The sequence below is a fragment of the Vibrio sp. J1-1 genome (assembly GCF_021728395.1).
GTDB lineage: Bacteria > Pseudomonadota > Gammaproteobacteria > Enterobacterales > Vibrionaceae > Vibrio.
The window spans coordinates 16,837-32,127 of the sequence record NZ_JAKKCM010000017.1; the positions used below are offsets into that span (position 1 = coordinate 16,837).

13 protein-coding genes and 1 pseudogene are annotated in these 15,291 nt (G+C 46.9%); 11 read left to right on the forward strand and 3 right to left on the reverse strand.

Annotation, left to right across the window (positions count from 1 at the left end; all coding sequences use genetic code 11):
• The first annotated feature begins 163 nt into the window (after positions 1–163).
• From L3V31_RS19900 to L3V31_RS19920, 5 genes are all read left to right on the forward strand, one after another.
• Positions 164–331: a hypothetical protein gene (locus L3V31_RS19900; RefSeq protein ID WP_237318669.1), complete on the forward strand. Its 168-nt coding sequence runs from the start codon at positions 164–166 to the stop codon at positions 329–331.
• A gap of 151 nt (positions 332–482) precedes the next feature.
• A complete protein-coding gene (locus tag L3V31_RS19905) occupies positions 483–749 on the forward strand; it encodes a YihD family protein (protein WP_237318671.1) in 267 nt (88 codons plus the stop codon).
• Between the two features lie 278 nt (positions 750–1,027).
• Positions 1,028–2,449 (forward strand): cytochrome c oxidase accessory protein CcoG, encoded by a 1,422-nt coding sequence (gene ccoG / locus L3V31_RS19910; protein ID WP_237318673.1) that lies wholly within the window; start codon positions 1,028–1,030, stop codon positions 2,447–2,449.
• Positions 2,450–2,503: 54 nt separating this feature from the next.
• On the forward strand, positions 2,504–3,490 hold the full coding sequence (locus tag L3V31_RS19915) for a serine/threonine protein kinase (RefSeq protein ID WP_237318764.1): 987 nt from the start codon (positions 2,504–2,506) through the stop codon (positions 3,488–3,490).
• 33 nt (positions 3,491–3,523) lie between these two features.
• Complete coding sequence (locus L3V31_RS19920) at positions 3,524–4,126, forward strand: thiol:disulfide interchange protein DsbA/DsbL (protein WP_237318674.1); 603 nt, start codon at positions 3,524–3,526, stop codon at positions 4,124–4,126.
• A 54-nt stretch (positions 4,127–4,180) separates the two neighbouring features.
• On the opposite strand, the pseudogene L3V31_RS19925 reads toward L3V31_RS19920, so the two are convergent.
• A pseudogene (locus tag L3V31_RS19925) lies at positions 4,181–4,288 on the reverse strand (acyltransferase); the annotation flags it as partial.
• Positions 4,289–4,404: 116 nt separating this feature from the next.
• Here L3V31_RS19925 and L3V31_RS19930 point away from each other — a divergent pair.
• Positions 4,405–5,361, forward strand: a complete 957-nt coding sequence (locus L3V31_RS19930) for a DUF2860 domain-containing protein (RefSeq protein WP_237318677.1) — start codon at positions 4,405–4,407, stop codon at positions 5,359–5,361.
• A 49-nt stretch (positions 5,362–5,410) separates the two neighbouring features.
• Here L3V31_RS19930 and L3V31_RS19935 read toward each other — a convergent pair whose 3' ends face one another.
• Positions 5,411–6,934, reverse strand: a complete 1,524-nt coding sequence (locus tag L3V31_RS19935; protein WP_237318678.1) for a YifB family Mg chelatase-like AAA ATPase — start codon at positions 6,932–6,934, stop codon at positions 5,411–5,413.
• Between the two features lie 466 nt (positions 6,935–7,400).
• Here L3V31_RS19935 and ilvG point away from each other — a divergent pair, with 466 nt between their 5' ends.
• From ilvG to ilvA, 4 genes are all read left to right on the forward strand, one after another.
• The gene (gene ilvG / locus L3V31_RS19940) at positions 7,401–9,047 is read left to right on the forward strand and encodes an acetolactate synthase 2 catalytic subunit (RefSeq protein WP_237318680.1); all 1,647 of its coding nucleotides are present in this window, start codon (positions 7,401–7,403) and stop codon (positions 9,045–9,047) included.
• A gap of 11 nt (positions 9,048–9,058) precedes the next feature.
• Positions 9,059–9,343, forward strand: a complete 285-nt coding sequence (gene ilvM / locus L3V31_RS19945) for an acetolactate synthase 2 small subunit (protein WP_237318682.1) — start codon at positions 9,059–9,061, stop codon at positions 9,341–9,343.
• 214 nt (positions 9,344–9,557) lie between these two features.
• Positions 9,558–11,399, forward strand: a complete 1,842-nt coding sequence (ilvD, locus tag L3V31_RS19950) for a dihydroxy-acid dehydratase (protein WP_237318683.1) — start codon at positions 9,558–9,560, stop codon at positions 11,397–11,399.
• A gap of 5 nt (positions 11,400–11,404) precedes the next feature.
• Positions 11,405–12,949, forward strand: coding sequence for a threonine ammonia-lyase, biosynthetic (ilvA, locus tag L3V31_RS19955; protein ID WP_237318685.1), 1,545 nt, complete (start codon positions 11,405–11,407; stop codon positions 12,947–12,949).
• A gap of 40 nt (positions 12,950–12,989) precedes the next feature.
• Here ilvA and punR read toward each other — a convergent pair whose 3' ends face one another.
• The gene (gene punR / locus L3V31_RS19960) at positions 12,990–13,892 is read right to left on the reverse strand and encodes a DNA-binding transcriptional activator PunR (protein WP_237318687.1); all 903 of its coding nucleotides are present in this window, start codon (positions 13,890–13,892) and stop codon (positions 12,990–12,992) included.
• Between the two features lie 153 nt (positions 13,893–14,045).
• Between punR and punC the strand changes: the two genes are divergently transcribed.
• On the forward strand, positions 14,046–15,251 hold the full coding sequence (gene punC / locus L3V31_RS19965; RefSeq protein ID WP_237318689.1) for a purine nucleoside transporter PunC: 1,206 nt from the start codon (positions 14,046–14,048) through the stop codon (positions 15,249–15,251).
• Positions 15,252–15,291 lie beyond the last annotated feature (40 nt).

The following is a 15,291-nucleotide window of genomic DNA, read 5'->3' on the forward strand; positions in this document are numbered from 1 at the left end:
GAGTGCTAACCTATTATTTGATATGCATGCATATCGTTATTCCTGACTCACTAACCGGACTGGCGTGAGCCAAAAGAGCGAAGCTTTAAGCAGTTCAAGATTAGCTCATAGTGATTCAGGGCATTAGAACGGCAATGGATATGCCTGACAGTTAGGTAATTAAATGCGCCCAACAACAGTCAGGTTCGCACACACCAATAATAGTGCAATGCGTCGCCGCAGTGGCTTTGCTGCTGCACCAAAGGCAAGCCAAGTTGCGCCAGCTATGACATTGGTTGAGAAAAAAGCGGTAACGTCGAAAGCTCCGTCCAAAGTTATCAAAGCAGCTTAATAAAAAGCGCGGCATCAGCTGCGCTTTTCTTTTCCCTATCTAGAACTTCAGAAAACTCTCAAACGATCAGTTTGTGCACGGACACCTATTTGTCTTATCAATGCAATTTGATACCTTAAACAAAATACCTATAAAATTTGTGGAGAAAGAAATGAAGTGTCATCGTATTGAAGAGCTGATTGAGCTATTGGAGCCAGAGTGGCAAAAAGACCAAGACATGAACCTGATGCAGTTTATTGTAAAACTGTCTTCAGAAGCGGGTTATGAGGGTAAACTGGAAGACCTCACCGACGATGTTCTGATCTACCATTTGAAAATGCGTAACAGCACTAAAGATGAAATGATCCCCGGTTTGAAAAAAGACCAGGAAGATGATTTCAAAACGGCTCTATTACGCGCGCGCGGCATCATCAAATAAACCATATACCTACAAGAATCCAAGCGACTCAAGTGAGTCGCTTTTTACAACCGAACGTAATAGATAACAGGAAGTTAGAACTGTTCAGCCAATTATCAGATTAACTGTGCTGACTTTTGTTGTTAAACATTGACTACGTTAAAGAAAAGAAAATGTTATTGGTTGTATAATCACCGTTTATCAGCATTAACTAAAATAGTTAACGAATTGCAATGTCATAGAGCGACATCATCAGAAATGACGCCGAACATTATAAAAAGCCTAAGAAGGATGAGTACATGAGTCAGGATAAGATCGACATTAAAGATGTGACTCCGAAAACTTTTAACCCCAAAACCCACAAAGGTAACGGGGACCGTTTTAACCCAAGCAACCGCATCTATGTACGTGAAAGTAAAGGAACCTATCAAAAACTAAGACGCTACGGCGGCTGGTTTTTACTGCTACTGTTTGCTTTGACCCCTTGGATTCCGTACGGAGATCGTCAAGCGATTTTATTAGATATCGGTAATCAACAGTTCAACTTTTTTGGTACCACACTCTATCCGCAAGATCTTACTCTACTTGCACTGCTGTTTGTTATCGGGGCGTTTGGTCTGTTCTTCATCACCACCTTTTTAGGTAGGGTCTGGTGTGGTTATCTGTGCCCACAAACCGTCTGGACATTTATGTACATTTGGTTTGAAGAAAAGCTTGAAGGCAGCGCGAATAAGCGTCGTAAACAAGACGCCAACACGCTAACCGCCAACTTAGCCATGCGTAAAACGCTCAAGCATGTTGCCTGGTTTTCGATAGCACTGATTACTGGATTCACCTTTGTCGGTTACTTTGTGCCAATGAAGCAACTGGTGATCGACTTCTTCACTTTTAACTCCAGCTTCTGGCCTGTTTTCTGGGTGATGTTCTTTGCAATCTGTACGTACGGTAACGCTGGTTGGATGCGATCTATCATGTGTATTCACATGTGTCCTTACGCGCGCTTCCAGTCTGCTATGTTCGACAAAGACACCTTCATTGTCGGCTACGATACCAAACGCGGTGAAAAACGAGGGCCGCGCTCACGTAAGGCTGATCCAAAACAACTTGGCTTGGGCGACTGTATCGACTGTGATTTGTGTGTGCAGGTCTGCCCTACAGGCATCGATATTCGCGACGGCTTGCAATATGAGTGCATCAACTGTGGCGCCTGTATTGATGCATGTGACAAAACCATGGATCGCATGGGTTATGAGAAAGGGTTAATCAGCTACACCACGGAGCACCGCTTATCTGGTAAACATACAAAGGTAATGCGTCCGAAACTGCTCGGCTATGGTGCGGTATTCCTGATTATGATCGGCTTATTCTTCGCTCAGGTTGCGTCCGTTGACCCAGCTGGTATGAGTGTGCTTAGAGACCGCAACCAACTGTTCCGCGTTAATAGCTCGGGAGAAGTCGAGAATACTTATACGCTCAAAGTGATCAACAAGACCCAGCAAGTGCAAGAATACCAACTGGATGTGACAGGCTTGAGCGATGTGAGCTGGTATGGAAAGCAGACCATTCAGGTACAGCCTGGTGAAGTATTGAACTTACCAATGAGTCTTGGCGCCGATCCTGACAAGCTAAACTCTGCGATAACCACAATTCAGTTTATACTCACCGATAAGAGCAATGAATTCACCATCGAAGTGGAAAGCCGGTTTATCAAGAAACTCTGATTTCAAATTCGATGACTAACGGAAAAAGGCTCAGCAATGAGCCTTTTTATTTATATGTCCCAAGGTACGTTTAACTTTAACGCCCTCACACCAGATTTTATGTGGTATGCGTTAGAAAGCATTGGTATTCGCGCGGAATCTGGCTTTCTTCCTCTCAACAGTTATGAAAACCGCGTTTATCAGTTTACCGATGAGGAGCGTCGCCGCTATGTGGTGAAGTTCTATCGCCCTGAACGTTGGAGCAACGAACAAATTCAGGAAGAGCACGATTTCACTTTGGAGCTAATCGAAAACGAAATCCCTGTCGCGCCACCCGTCATTCTTAACGGCCAAACGTTACATCACTACCAAGGCTACGGTTTCGCGCTGTTTGAAAGTGTTGGCGGACGCCAGTTTGAAGTGGACAATCTGAATCAACTGGAGGGCGTCGGTCGATTTTTAGGTCGAATCCATAAGGTTGGCGGTAAAAAGACCTTTCAACACAGACCAAGTATCGGCTTACAAGAATATCTCTACCAGCCTAGAGAGATTCTGCAAAACTCGAACATGATTCCCATGCATCTGGAGAACAGTTTCTTTAACGATCTGGATGTCCTGATCAAAGCCATCGAAGCCCACTGGCAGGACAGCTTTAACAGCATTCGCCTACATGGTGACTGTCACCCGGGTAACATTCTTTGGCGGGATGGACCGATGTTCGTCGACCTAGATGATTCCCGAAACGGACCCGCAGTACAAGACTTGTGGATGCTTTTGAATGGGGATCGACAAGATAAGCTGATGCAGCTGGATATCGTTCTGGAAGCTTATCAAGAGTTTTGTGATTTTAACTCCGCAGAATTGAAACTAATTGAGCCACTTCGCGGTCTACGAATGGTGCATTACATGGCATGGTTAGCAAAACGTTGGCATGACCCTGCATTTCCGTTGGCTTTTCCATGGTTTAATGAGCCAAAATACTGGGAAGGTCAGGTTCTTGGCTTTAAAGAGCAGATTGCCAACTTACAAGAAGCACCCCTTTCTTTAATGCCTCAATGGTAAGTCAGCCAACTCATTCAAAATGGAGATATATAAATGAAAAAGTTGTTCGTACTGTTTTCTATGTTGATGCTGAGCCTCTCAGCACAAGCCGCACAATTCAACCAAGGTGAACACTATAAAGTATTAGATCTAGAGGCGTCTAAGAAGCCTGTAGTGACTGAATTCTTCTCATTCTACTGCCCGCACTGTAATTCGTTTGAGCCGATTATTCAGCAACTTAAAAAGCAGTTACCTGAAGGCGTGAAACTACAAAAGAACCACGTATCCTTTATGGGTGGCAGCATGGGCCCTTCAATGAGCAAAGCATTCGCAACCATGGTTGCACTTAAGGTTGAAGATAAAATGGTACCTGTGATGTTTAACCGCATCCACAATTTGCGTAAAGCGCCGCGCGACGATGCAGAACTGCGTCAAATCTTCTTAGATGAAGGTGTGGATGAGAAGAAGTTTGACTCCGCATTCAAAGGATTTGCTGTCGACTCTATGGTTCGTCGTATGGACAAACAGTTTGAAGACAGTGGCCTGACAGGTGTTCCTGCGGTGATTGTAAACAACAAATACCTGGTACAAGCGCAAAGCATCAAAACCATGGATGAGTATTTTGCTCTGGTAAACTATTTATTAGAACTTAAGTAACCCATTCTAGATTGCGCAAAGGGGAGCTTCGGCTCCCTTTTGTTTTGTCTGTTTTTACCCGTGCATGTCTTGCAGTAGCTGGTCTTTCTCTTGCCAGACACCATCCAACCACTGCTGAAGCTAACGCTTGTATGGTTTATCGTTGAAGTAATCGCCTTGCACAATACGAAACATAGGGAATATATTTTCGTATTAGGAAAAGCAATTTAGCAACTCTCAACTGTAAAAAACACTCAATCATTGCTTAAACCATTCATTCACAAATAGGGAGATCATGAATGAAACCAAGATTAACGGTCCTGACCTTGGCCTTTATCGCCAGTTCAGCTCAGGCACAGCTCGCAGAAACCTCCGGATTCAGCGGCGAGATTTCACTGAACGCTGCCTTTATTGCGTCAGAATCTAACTTTAATACCAATAACAGCAGGACCATCGATTCACTCAATCACCGTGCTGACAGCGATAGCTCGGTAGTCGCAGCCCCTCTAGGAAAAATCGCCTATACCTTCGGTAAACAACTTAACCAGCAAGTATACGCTGGTACCACTCGTTCAGATGTGGCCATCGGTACACTGGCATTCCAGTTAGGGTATCAATATAAATTGCCTTCAGGCACGGTACTCGATGTATCGTACCTACCAACCGTGTTGAAAGGGGAAACCTGGCGTAATCCTTATCAGATCGGTGTCGCTCGACGCACAACCGATGAAGGCGGCAACGCTTATCGCTTTCAGGTCAAAGGGCTGATTGATAAAAGCTTCAACCTGGATCTTGCTTATGCCGACAAAGAAATTGATAAAGAGGAAGTGACGGATCACTCCCTAGCTCGTGATGCTGATATTTACTACATCAAAGGTGACTATCGAATTTCATTGGATCGCACATCAATACTGCAACCCGCGTTTACGTACATTAACCAAGATGCCGATGGTAAAGCAGAATCCTTTGATTCATATGGCTTTGAGCTTAGCTGGTTTAAATTCATCAATCGTCACCGCTTAGCACTTACCGGCGGATATACGCTTCAGGACTACCAATCTAAAAGCGCAACCTTCACCAAGACACGCAGTGACGACACGTTGAGCCTGTTTGCCGCTTACGAATACCAAAATGTGTTTGACTGGCAAGACTGGTCTTTCATTTCGTTCGCAGGCTATAGCCAAACAGACTCAAACATCACCTTCTATGACGAGAAGGAATACCTATTCTCGTTAGGCTTCAGCTATCGCTTTTAACTGGCTGTCTGCCCCTGCTATCAAGGATGGTTATCTTAGCTCGCATATCTCACACGGCCTGAGCAGTAATCTGTTTCAGTAACCGATCCATAGCACGATATCCAAGCGCTTCTGCCAAATGGGAGCGCTCAATCTGCTCTTCCCCATCCAAATCGGCAATAGTACGAGCAACTTTAATGATGCGATGATACGCGCGAATGGACAACCCCAGCCTGTGTAAGACAGTCTCCAGAAACTCAGCATCACTTTTTTGCAGTGGACAAAACGTTTCTATCTCGCGACTCCCCAGCAAAGCATTCACCTTGCCGCTGCGGCTTAACATGTTCTGACGAGCATCATTAACTCGCGCTTTAACTACCGCTGTAGTCTCACCTCGGTCACCTCCCTCCGATAATGTGCCCTTTGGCAACGCTGGGATTTCTAACGACATATCAAATCGATCAAGTAACGGTCCTGATAAGCGACCTAAATAGCGCAAAATCGCTTGTGGATTGGTACGAGCCTGATTGCCTTCATAATAACCCGTCGGACTGGGGTTGAGTGCACCCACCAGCTGAAATCGAGCGGGAAAACGGGTTTTGCCCTGAGCCCGAGAGATGATAATTTCTCCCGATTCCAGCGGCTCTCTCAGCGAGTCCAAAGCCTTACGATCAAACTCTGGCATTTCATCGAGAAACAATAAGCCATTGTGCGCCAAAGAAATCTCACCTGGCCTCGGCACTGAGCCTCCTCCAACTAATGCCGCCATAGAGCTGGAGTGGTGTGGAGAACGAAACGGTCGTCGCTTCCAGTTATGTTCATTGATTTCACTTTGGGTCAGTGACGCGACGGACGCAGTTTCCATCGCTTCTTCATCACTCATTTCGGGTAACAAATCGCATAAGCGCGATGCTAACATGGTTTTTCCTGTGCCAGGCGGTCCCAAAAATAACAGGTTATGGTTACCTGCCGCCGCGATCTCCAGAGCCCGCTTTCCCTGCTGCTGGCCGATAATGTCTTGCAGATCTCGGTTATGGTTTTCTGACACAATTCGCTTAGGTGCTTGATGCAAACTGAGCCGATGCTGACCGCACAATTCAGCGCATACCTCAAGCAACGACTGAGCAGACTTATGCTGCTCTTTAGCCACCAGCGCAGCCTGATCACCGTTCACATGCGGCACCACCAAATGACGCTGGACCTTGCTCGCAGCGAGCGCAGCAGGAAGCACGCCTTTCACAGGTCTTAAGCCTCCAGACAACGCTAACTCGCCAACAAACTCGTAGTTTTTGAGCTTATCTGTCGCGATTTGCTCTGAAGCAGCCAAAATCCCCAATGCAATAGGTAAGTCAAAGCGTCCTCCCTCTTTGGGCAGATCCGCAGGAGCTAAGTTGACCGTGATACGCTTGGCGGGAAATTGAAAATTGGAATTGATGATGGCACTGCGTACCCTATCTTTCGATTCTTTTACCGTGGTTTCTGGCAGCCCGACCAACGTAAAGCCCGGCATACCGTTACTAATGTGTACTTCTACACTTACTGATGGTGCCTGCACACCGACACTTGCCCGACTATAAATGATTGCCAGCCCCATACGCTCCCCAACGAGTTATTGATTGCTTTATAAACAAGTACTTTTCTATGTGGTTATGTTATATACCGCGTCTAAATTAGGAGTTAATGTGAAAAAAGAATGACTTTTTGCTTGTCATGCAGAGGAATTGTGTGATACCACTAATGACGCAAACAATTTCGTAGAACATTACACAACAAAATTTAACGAAAACAGAACGACAGACAGATGAATCTATTCGCTTACATTAACTCACTGCTAGCCCTGATTATCGTGGTCATTATTGGAACCGCGCGGGGTGTTGTGGGCGAAAGATAACCACAAATTATAAAAAACCCCCGCACTGAAAGGTCCGGGGGTTTTTTTACAACTACAAGTTGTCATCTGTCTAACCCTTGGACAGTTTAACGGGAAGAATGGGAGTGCACATGAAGTGCAAAACACATGGCGATAGCTACGAGCCACAACGTAGCAAAGGAGGTTTACGATGACCGGTGCACAACTTGTCGTAGCCGCTTTAAGACAGCAAGGCATCCAGACCGTGTTTGGTTACCCCGGTGGGGCCATCATGCCAATCTACGATGCTTTGTATGACGGAGGTGTCGAGCACATCTTATGCCGTCATGAGCAAGGCGCAGCCATGGCCGCTATTGGTATGGCTCGATCCACTCAAGATGTTGCCGTTTGTATGGCAACTTCCGGCCCTGGAGCCACAAACCTCGTTACCGGCCTGGCCGACGCTTTCCTTGATTCCGTTCCACTGGTTGCCATTACAGGTCAGGTTGCCAGTTCTCACATCGGTACCGATGCCTTCCAAGAAATGGATGTGATTGGTATGTCTTTAGCTTGTACGAAGCACAGCTACCTAGTTACTGAAATTGAAGATCTCGCTCCTACGCTAGCCGAGGCGTTTGAAGTAGCGAAAACCGGTCGTCCAGGCCCAGTCATTGTTGATATCGCTAAAGACGTTCAGCTTGCTCAAGCACCAACAGATTTGCTTACGCCATATGTTGCACCAGCAATCGAAGATGTCCCTACCGAAGACATAAAACGCGCACAAGAGGTGTTAGCCGCTTCTACTCGCCCTGTATTATACGTCGGTGGCGGTGTTCAGTTAGCGAAAGCGACCGATGTGGTACGAGAGTTCTTACGTCTGAATCCAATGCCAGCGGTAAGCACTCTAAAAGGCTTAGGCACCATTGAACGTCATGACCCTCATTACTTAGGTATGCTAGGCATGCATGGCACCAAAGCAGCGAACCTAGTAGTACAGGAAGCAGACCTACTGATTGTAGTCGGTGCGCGATTTGATGACCGTGTGACTGGTAAGCTTGATACTTTTGCGCCACATGCAAAAGTAATTCATATCGACATCGATGCCGCAGAAATCCATAAGTTACGCCACGCCAACGCACCACTACGTGGCGATATTAATACCATTCTTCCTCAGCTCGAACTGACCCAAGACATCACGCCATGGGTTCACCACAGTGAAAGCTTACGTAGTGGATTCAAGTGGCGCTACGACCATCCGGGTGAACTTATCTACGCGCCACTGCTGCTTAAGCAGTTGTCTGACATGATGCCGGATAGCTCTATCGTTTCAACAGACGTAGGCCAACACCAAATGTGGGCAGCGCAGCATATCCAGCCACGTGATCCGCAAAACTTCATCACTTCCGCCGGTTTGGGCACCATGGGCTTTGGCTTGCCAGCCGCAATGGGCGCTGCTGTTGCTCGCCCGGATGATCAGTCTATTCTTATTACTGGTGACGGTTCATTCATGATGAATGTGCAGGAATTAGGTACGCTAAAACGCCGCCAGATTCCGGTGAAAATTGTTCTTCTTAACAACCAACGTCTTGGCATGGTACGCCAGTGGCAGTCATTATTCTTTGATGGCCGACATAGTGAAACTATCCTTGATGACAACCCTGATTTCGTGATGCTGGCAAAAGCATTCGACATACCGGGCAAAACCATCACCAAAAAAGAAGAAGTGGCACCGGCTCTCAAAGAGATGCTGGAAAGCAAAACTTCTTACATGCTTCACGTGTTAATCGACGAAGAAGAAAACGTGTGGCCTTTGGTGCCACCTGGCGCATCAAACAGTGATATGTTGGAAAACACCTAGGAGACGATCACATGGACAGATATTTACTCGACATCAAAGCCGATGACAAACCGGTATTGTTAGAGCGCGTTTTACGTGTGATTCGTCACCGAGGCTTCGTGATCAAACAAGTGGCGGCGACTCAAAACCACGAAAGTAAAGTAGCCAGTGTAGAGATCATCGTCGACAGCGATCGACCAATCTCATTTTTGATCAATCAAATTGAAAAACTGTGGGATATTCGCAAAGTTGAGGTACTAAAAATCCGCAACGATGAACTGCCAAATCACAACTTACAACAACACGTAAATGCGTAAGGATAGCAACGCTGACTACCGATTTTATTCGGTTTAATGACGAAAGCTATACCTGTGGTAACAATCGAAAAAATGGAAATGGACAGCGCCAAGCGTTGTCCAGTCAATAAACTACTGCAAGAGGCCTACGATGGCCTATTTAACAGCACCACGGAAGAGAAGTGGGCTGATTAGACTGTGTGTACCCAGAGCAGAAGTAAGAAGGAATTAGGAAATGCCAAAATATAGATCAGCAACCACCACACATGGTCGTAACATGGCTGGCGCCCGCGCGCTTTGGCGTGCAACTGGTGTAAAAGATGAAGACTTTGGTAAGCCAATCATCGCTGTGGTGAACTCGTTTACTCAATTTGTACCTGGACACGTACACCTGAAAGATATGGGTCAATTGGTTGCCGGTGAAATCGAAAAAGCAGGTGGCATCGCAAAAGAATTCAATACCATTGCTGTCGACGACGGTATCGCAATGGGTCACGGCGGTATGCTTTACTCACTGCCTTCACGTGAATTGATTGCCGACTCTGTAGAGTACATGGTAAATGCACACTGTGCCGATGCCATGGTATGTATCTCTAACTGTGACAAAATCACTCCGGGAATGATGATGGCCGCTATGCGCCTAAACATTCCGGTTATCTTTGTTTCTGGCGGCCCAATGGAAGCAGGTAAAACCAAGCTTTCTGATCAAATTATCAAACTCGATTTGGTTGATGCGATGATCCAGGGCGCGGATCCAACCGTGTCGGATGAGCAAAGCGAACAGGTCGAACGCTCGGCTTGTCCAACCTGTGGCTCGTGCTCAGGCATGTTTACCGCCAACTCAATGAACTGCCTCACAGAAGCTCTAGGCTTATCTCAACCAGGCAATGGCTCGATGCTGGCAACACACGCCGACCGTGAACAATTGTTTATTAACGCTGGTAAACGTATCGTTGAACTGACTCGACGTTACTACGAGCAAGATGACGAATCCGCCCTACCACGCAACATTGCTAACCGCGACGCCTTTGAAAACGCAATGGCGCTGGACATCGCAATGGGTGGCTCAAGCAACACCGTTTTGCACCTTTTAGCCGCTGCGCAAGAAGGTGAAATAGACTTCGATATGAACGATATCGATGAAATGTCTCGTCGCGTACCACACTTATGTAAAGTGGCGCCATCGACACAGAAATACCACATGGAAGATGTACACCGTGCGGGTGGCGTAATGGCTATTTTAGGTGAGCTAGACCGTGCCGGTTTGCTAAACGGTAGCACGAGTACGGTATTAGGCATGACTTTGCAGCAGCAGCTTGCCGAGTACGACATCATGCAAACAGAAAACGAAGAAGTACTTAAGTTCTTCCGAGCAGGCCCTGCGGGTATTCGCACCACCAAAGCATTCTCACAAGACTGCCGCTGGGATCGTCTAGACGATGACCGTACCGGTGGCTGTATCCGTTCAAAAGAGAACGCATTCAGTCAAGAAGGTGGCCTAGCCGTTCTCTCAGGTAACATTGCGGTTGATGGCTGTATAGTAAAAACGGCTGGTGTTGATGAGGAAAACCTTAAGTTCCAAGGTCCTGCGATTGTATTTGAAAGCCAAGATTCAGCGGTTGATGGCATCTTAGGTGGTAAAGTTAAAGCGGGTGAAGTCGTTGTTATTCGTTATGAAGGCCCCAAAGGCGGTCCGGGTATGCAAGAAATGCTCTACCCAACCACTTACCTAAAATCGATGGGCTTAGGAAAATCTTGTGCCTTGCTAACGGATGGTCGCTTCTCTGGTGGAACATCGGGTCTGTCAATTGGTCATGCATCCCCAGAAGCTGCCAGTGGCGGTACGATTGGCTTGGTTCAAGATGGTGACATCATCACCATTGATATCCCAAGTCGCTCTATCACGCTCGATGTAGCAGAAGATGAGCTGGCAGCACGTCGTGCAAAACAAGACGAACTCGGTTGGAAACCTGCCGATCGTCAACGTGAAGTTTCTTTTGCACTTAAAGCGTACGCCAGCATGGCAACCAGTGCTGACAAAGGTGCAGTACGAGACAAATCTAAGCTAGAGGGCTAGCAGTGATGGAATCTCAACCCGCAAAGAAAGTAAATCAAACTGGCGCAGACTATCTGCGCCAAATCCTGCGCGCACCAGTTTATGAAGTTGCAACGGTTACGCCATTGCAAGATATGCCTCGCCTGTCGGCACGTATTGGCAATAACGTGCAAATAAAGCGTGAAGATCGCCAGCCAGTGCACTCTTTCAAGCTGCGTGGCGCTTACAACATGGTTGCAAGCCTGTCTGAAGAACAAAAAGCTGCCGGTGTCATTGCGGCTTCGGCAGGCAACCATGCTCAAGGGATGGCGTTATCTGGCACTAAGCTAGGCATCAAGACCACGATAGTAATGCCAAAAACCACACCAGACATCAAGGTTGATGCGGTGCGTAGCTTTGGTGGTAACGTTGTACTGCATGGCAGCAACTTTGATGAAGCAAAAGCTGAAGCAGAACGCCTTTCAGAAGAATATGGCTACACCTTTGTGCCACCCTTTGATCACCCATTGGTGATTGCTGGTCAAGGCACCATTGGTATGGAAATGCTGCAACAAAATGGTCACCTGGACTACATCTTTGTTCCGGTAGGCGGTGGTGGTCTGGCGGCAGGTGTTGCGGTATTGGTTAAACAGCTGATGCCGGAAATCAAAGTGATTGCTGTCGAACCAGAAGATTCTTCCTGTTTGAAAGCAGCCTTAGATGCCGGAGAGCCTGTCGTACTTGATCAAGTAAGTATGTTTGCCGATGGTGTGGCGGTAAAACGCATCGGTGAAGAGACATTCCGTTTGTGCCAGAAGTACATCGATGGACATATTGCGGTATCAAGCGACGAAATCTGCGCAGCCGTGAAAGATATCTTTGAAGATACACGAGCGATAGCAGAACCTTCAGGAGCCCTGGCTCTGGCAGGTTTGAAGAAGTTTGCAGAGCAGAACAAACTCAAAGACAAAAACCTCGGTACGGTGTTATCCGGTGCCAACACCAACTTCCATGGCTTACGTTATGTCTCTGAACGTTGTGAACTTGGTGAAAAACGCGAAGGCTTGCTTGCTGTCACTATCCCAGAACGACAAGGCGCTTTCTTTGAGTTTTGTAACTTGATTGGTGGTCGAGCTGTGACTGAGTTCAACTACCGTTACAACGACGATGAGCTAGCAAACATCTTTGTTGGTGTACGCCTTCAGGGAGGCCAGGAAGAGTTAGCGCATATTATTCGCGATCTACGCGAAGGTGGTTATCCGGTCGTGGATCTTTCTGACGATGAAATGGCGAAGCTACACATTCGCTATATGATCGGTGGCAAGCCATCCAAAAAGCTCAAAGAGCGTTTGTATAGCTTCGAGTTTCCGGAATATCCAGGCGCGCTGCTGAAGTTCTTAAGCACACTGGGTACCCACTGGAATATCAGCCTGTTTAACTACCGCAATCACGGTGCCGATTACGGTCGTGTTCTTTGTGGTTTCGAGCTAGATGATAGCGATTTAGCCCAGTTTTCGGCACATTTACGCGAACTTGGCTATCAGTGTAAAGACGAAACGGATAACCCATCCTATAAGTTCTTCTTATCATAAACGGCTCTAAAAACACCTCGCTAAAGTGAGGTGTTTTTATTTAAGCCTGCAGCCAATCCTGATGTAACTGACTGGATGATCCTAAGTAATCCACCATCCATTGGATCAACTTATGGTTTTCATCTTTACGCCATACCAAACAACAATGGCTTACAGGTTTGTCGTCCGGTAGGACCTTCTCCACCAGCACACCATCATTAATTAATGGCATCGCGATATGACGTGGCATAAACCCAACCCCAACCCCATTTTTCAGACACTCGATCGCCGCATACCAATTTGGCAGCAATAAACGGCGCTGATGAGGATAGTGACCAGTGTGTCGCTTAGGTAATACATTCGATGTGTCGTCCAGACAAATAGCTGGAAACTGGCTAACAAACGCTTCCGTTAACGCCTGCTGGCGTACACAGGGGTGCGCCGGTGACATGACAAATGCCCAGTCCAGCATTCCCATGTCTCTCACTTCAAAGTCTCCACCAACAGGGATAGCACTGGTTGCGCCAATGACAATATCCGCCCGCCCCTGTGCAATCGCCTCCCAGGAGCCGTTAAATACTTCCATATTGATTTGCAGCTCAGCAAACTCAAATTCACGATAAAAATCTTCAATTAGCGGTTTCAGCTTTTCCAGTTTTACCACGTTATCCAAAGTCAGTTTGAGTGTCGTCTGCCAGCCATGTGCCGCTCGACGGGTCTGAGCTTTAACCTCTTCCATTTGACGTAACAAAACACGCGCCTCTGAGATAAACAATTCTCCCGCAGGAGTCAGTTCTACCTTTCTTGGCAAACGTCGAAACAATACAACATCCAAATCCTGCTCTACCTGGCGAACACCATAACTGATTGCCGAAGGCACTTTGTGCAACACCTCTGCAGCCGCGGTAAAGCTCCCCAACCGGGCGACGGTATCAAGCATTTCTAATGAGGATTTGGAAAACATCGCGAAGTACCTTTCAAATTTTTTGATTGATAACTAACAATTTTAGCGTTTTATTTTTAGTAAATCGAAAAATAGAATGAAAGAACAAATAAATCAGGGTTGGCGCCGACTGATATTGGTTAAAAAGTAATTAAATAATTTGATTGGTTAATAATGAAAATATCAAAACTACAACTCGTTTACCTGGCAGCACTGTCGATGCTGGGCTTTATTGCCACGGATATGTATCTTCCGGCATTTAAAGCGATGGAAATCGACTTTGCGACCGGTCCGGAGCAAATCGCTCTGTCTCTCACCGTTTTTCTCGGCGGGATGGCATTTGGTCAGCTGATGTGGGGCCTGGCCTCCGATAAATTTGGCCACCGCAATACACTGGCCGCTGGTTTAATCGTATTTACCCTTGCTTCATTCGGACTGGCGTTCTGTGACCAGGTATGGCAACTGCTCACTCTACGATTTGTGCAGGCTATCGGCGTCTGCGCACCAGCCGTTATCTGGCAAGCCATGGTAATTAAACGTTACTCAAGTAGCAGCCAGCAGATTTTCGCCACCATTATGCCTCTGGTGGCATTGTCGCCAGCATTGGCACCACAACTTGGTGTGTTACTGGCAGATAGTTTTGGCTGGCACAGTATTTTTATCGCTTTAACACTGGTTGGTGTATTGCTTGTCGCGGCAACCATGATGCAAAAAGACCAAAAAGCGGAAGTAAAACAGACCAGTATCTCGTCAGATATTAAAGCACTACTCGGCTCTAAGACTTATCTTGGCAACGTCATCATGTTTGCCACCGCTTCCGCTGCCTTTTTTGCTTACCTGACCGGTATGCCGGAAATCATGGCGCAACTGGGTTATGAAGCCAAAGACATTGGTCTGAGCTTTATTCCACAAACCATTGCTTTTATGGCTGGTGGCTATTTAGGCAAAGTGGGTGTACGCAAATATGGCGATAAGAATGTTTTACGCCAACTGATCGGGTTATTTAGTGTCGCTGCACTGATGGTATTCGTTGCCTCACAATGGACGTTAACCTCCATCTGGCCAATTCTGACGCCTTTCTGTCTGATCGCAGTCGCAAACGGTGCGATGTACCCTATCGTTGTAAACCGAGCTCTGGCGAGTGCTCAGCAGAGCCCAGCAACCGCAGCGGGTTTGCAAAACAGCTTACAGATCTGTGTCAGTAGTCTCGCCAGCGCATTTGTTGCCGCGATGGCCAGCCAGGCTCAATCGGTCACAGGTATCGCAATTGTGATTTGTATGGGCGGTTTGTGGATCGGCTACATTCTGTCAAACCGAGAACTGATAAAACACTTCTCAGCACCAGACAACGCTCGCGTGGTCAGCGAAGAAGAACGCTAAATCAGAGATCGATTACAACCTAGTCATAACAAGAGCCGTA

What these genes read in the sequence shown, in the direction of transcription:
- L3V31_RS19900 (WP_237318669.1), top strand. Translation starts at nt 164, where the DNA reads ATGCGCCCAACAACAGTCAGGTTCGCACACACCAATAATAGTGCAATG.
- L3V31_RS19905 (WP_237318671.1), top strand. Translation starts at nt 483, where the DNA reads ATGAAGTGTCATCGTATTGAAGAGCTGATTGAGCTATTGGAGCCAGAG.
- ccoG (WP_237318673.1), top strand. Translation starts at nt 1,028, where the DNA reads ATGAGTCAGGATAAGATCGACATTAAAGATGTGACTCCGAAAACTTTT.
- L3V31_RS19915 (WP_237318764.1), top strand. Translation starts at nt 2,504, where the DNA reads ATGTCCCAAGGTACGTTTAACTTTAACGCCCTCACACCAGATTTTATG.
- L3V31_RS19920 (WP_237318674.1), top strand. Translation starts at nt 3,524, where the DNA reads ATGAAAAAGTTGTTCGTACTGTTTTCTATGTTGATGCTGAGCCTCTCA.
- L3V31_RS19930 (WP_237318677.1), top strand. Translation starts at nt 4,405, where the DNA reads ATGAAACCAAGATTAACGGTCCTGACCTTGGCCTTTATCGCCAGTTCA.
- L3V31_RS19935 (WP_237318678.1), bottom strand. Translation starts at nt 6,934, where the DNA reads ATGGGGCTGGCAATCATTTATAGTCGGGCAAGTGTCGGTGTGCAGGCA.
- ilvG (WP_237318680.1), top strand. Translation starts at nt 7,401, where the DNA reads ATGACCGGTGCACAACTTGTCGTAGCCGCTTTAAGACAGCAAGGCATC.
- ilvM (WP_237318682.1), top strand. Translation starts at nt 9,059, where the DNA reads ATGGACAGATATTTACTCGACATCAAAGCCGATGACAAACCGGTATTG.
- ilvD (WP_237318683.1), top strand. Translation starts at nt 9,558, where the DNA reads ATGCCAAAATATAGATCAGCAACCACCACACATGGTCGTAACATGGCT.
- ilvA (WP_237318685.1), top strand. Translation starts at nt 11,405, where the DNA reads ATGGAATCTCAACCCGCAAAGAAAGTAAATCAAACTGGCGCAGACTAT.
- punR (WP_237318687.1), bottom strand. Translation starts at nt 13,892, where the DNA reads ATGTTTTCCAAATCCTCATTAGAAATGCTTGATACCGTCGCCCGGTTG.
- punC (WP_237318689.1), top strand. Translation starts at nt 14,046, where the DNA reads ATGAAAATATCAAAACTACAACTCGTTTACCTGGCAGCACTGTCGATG.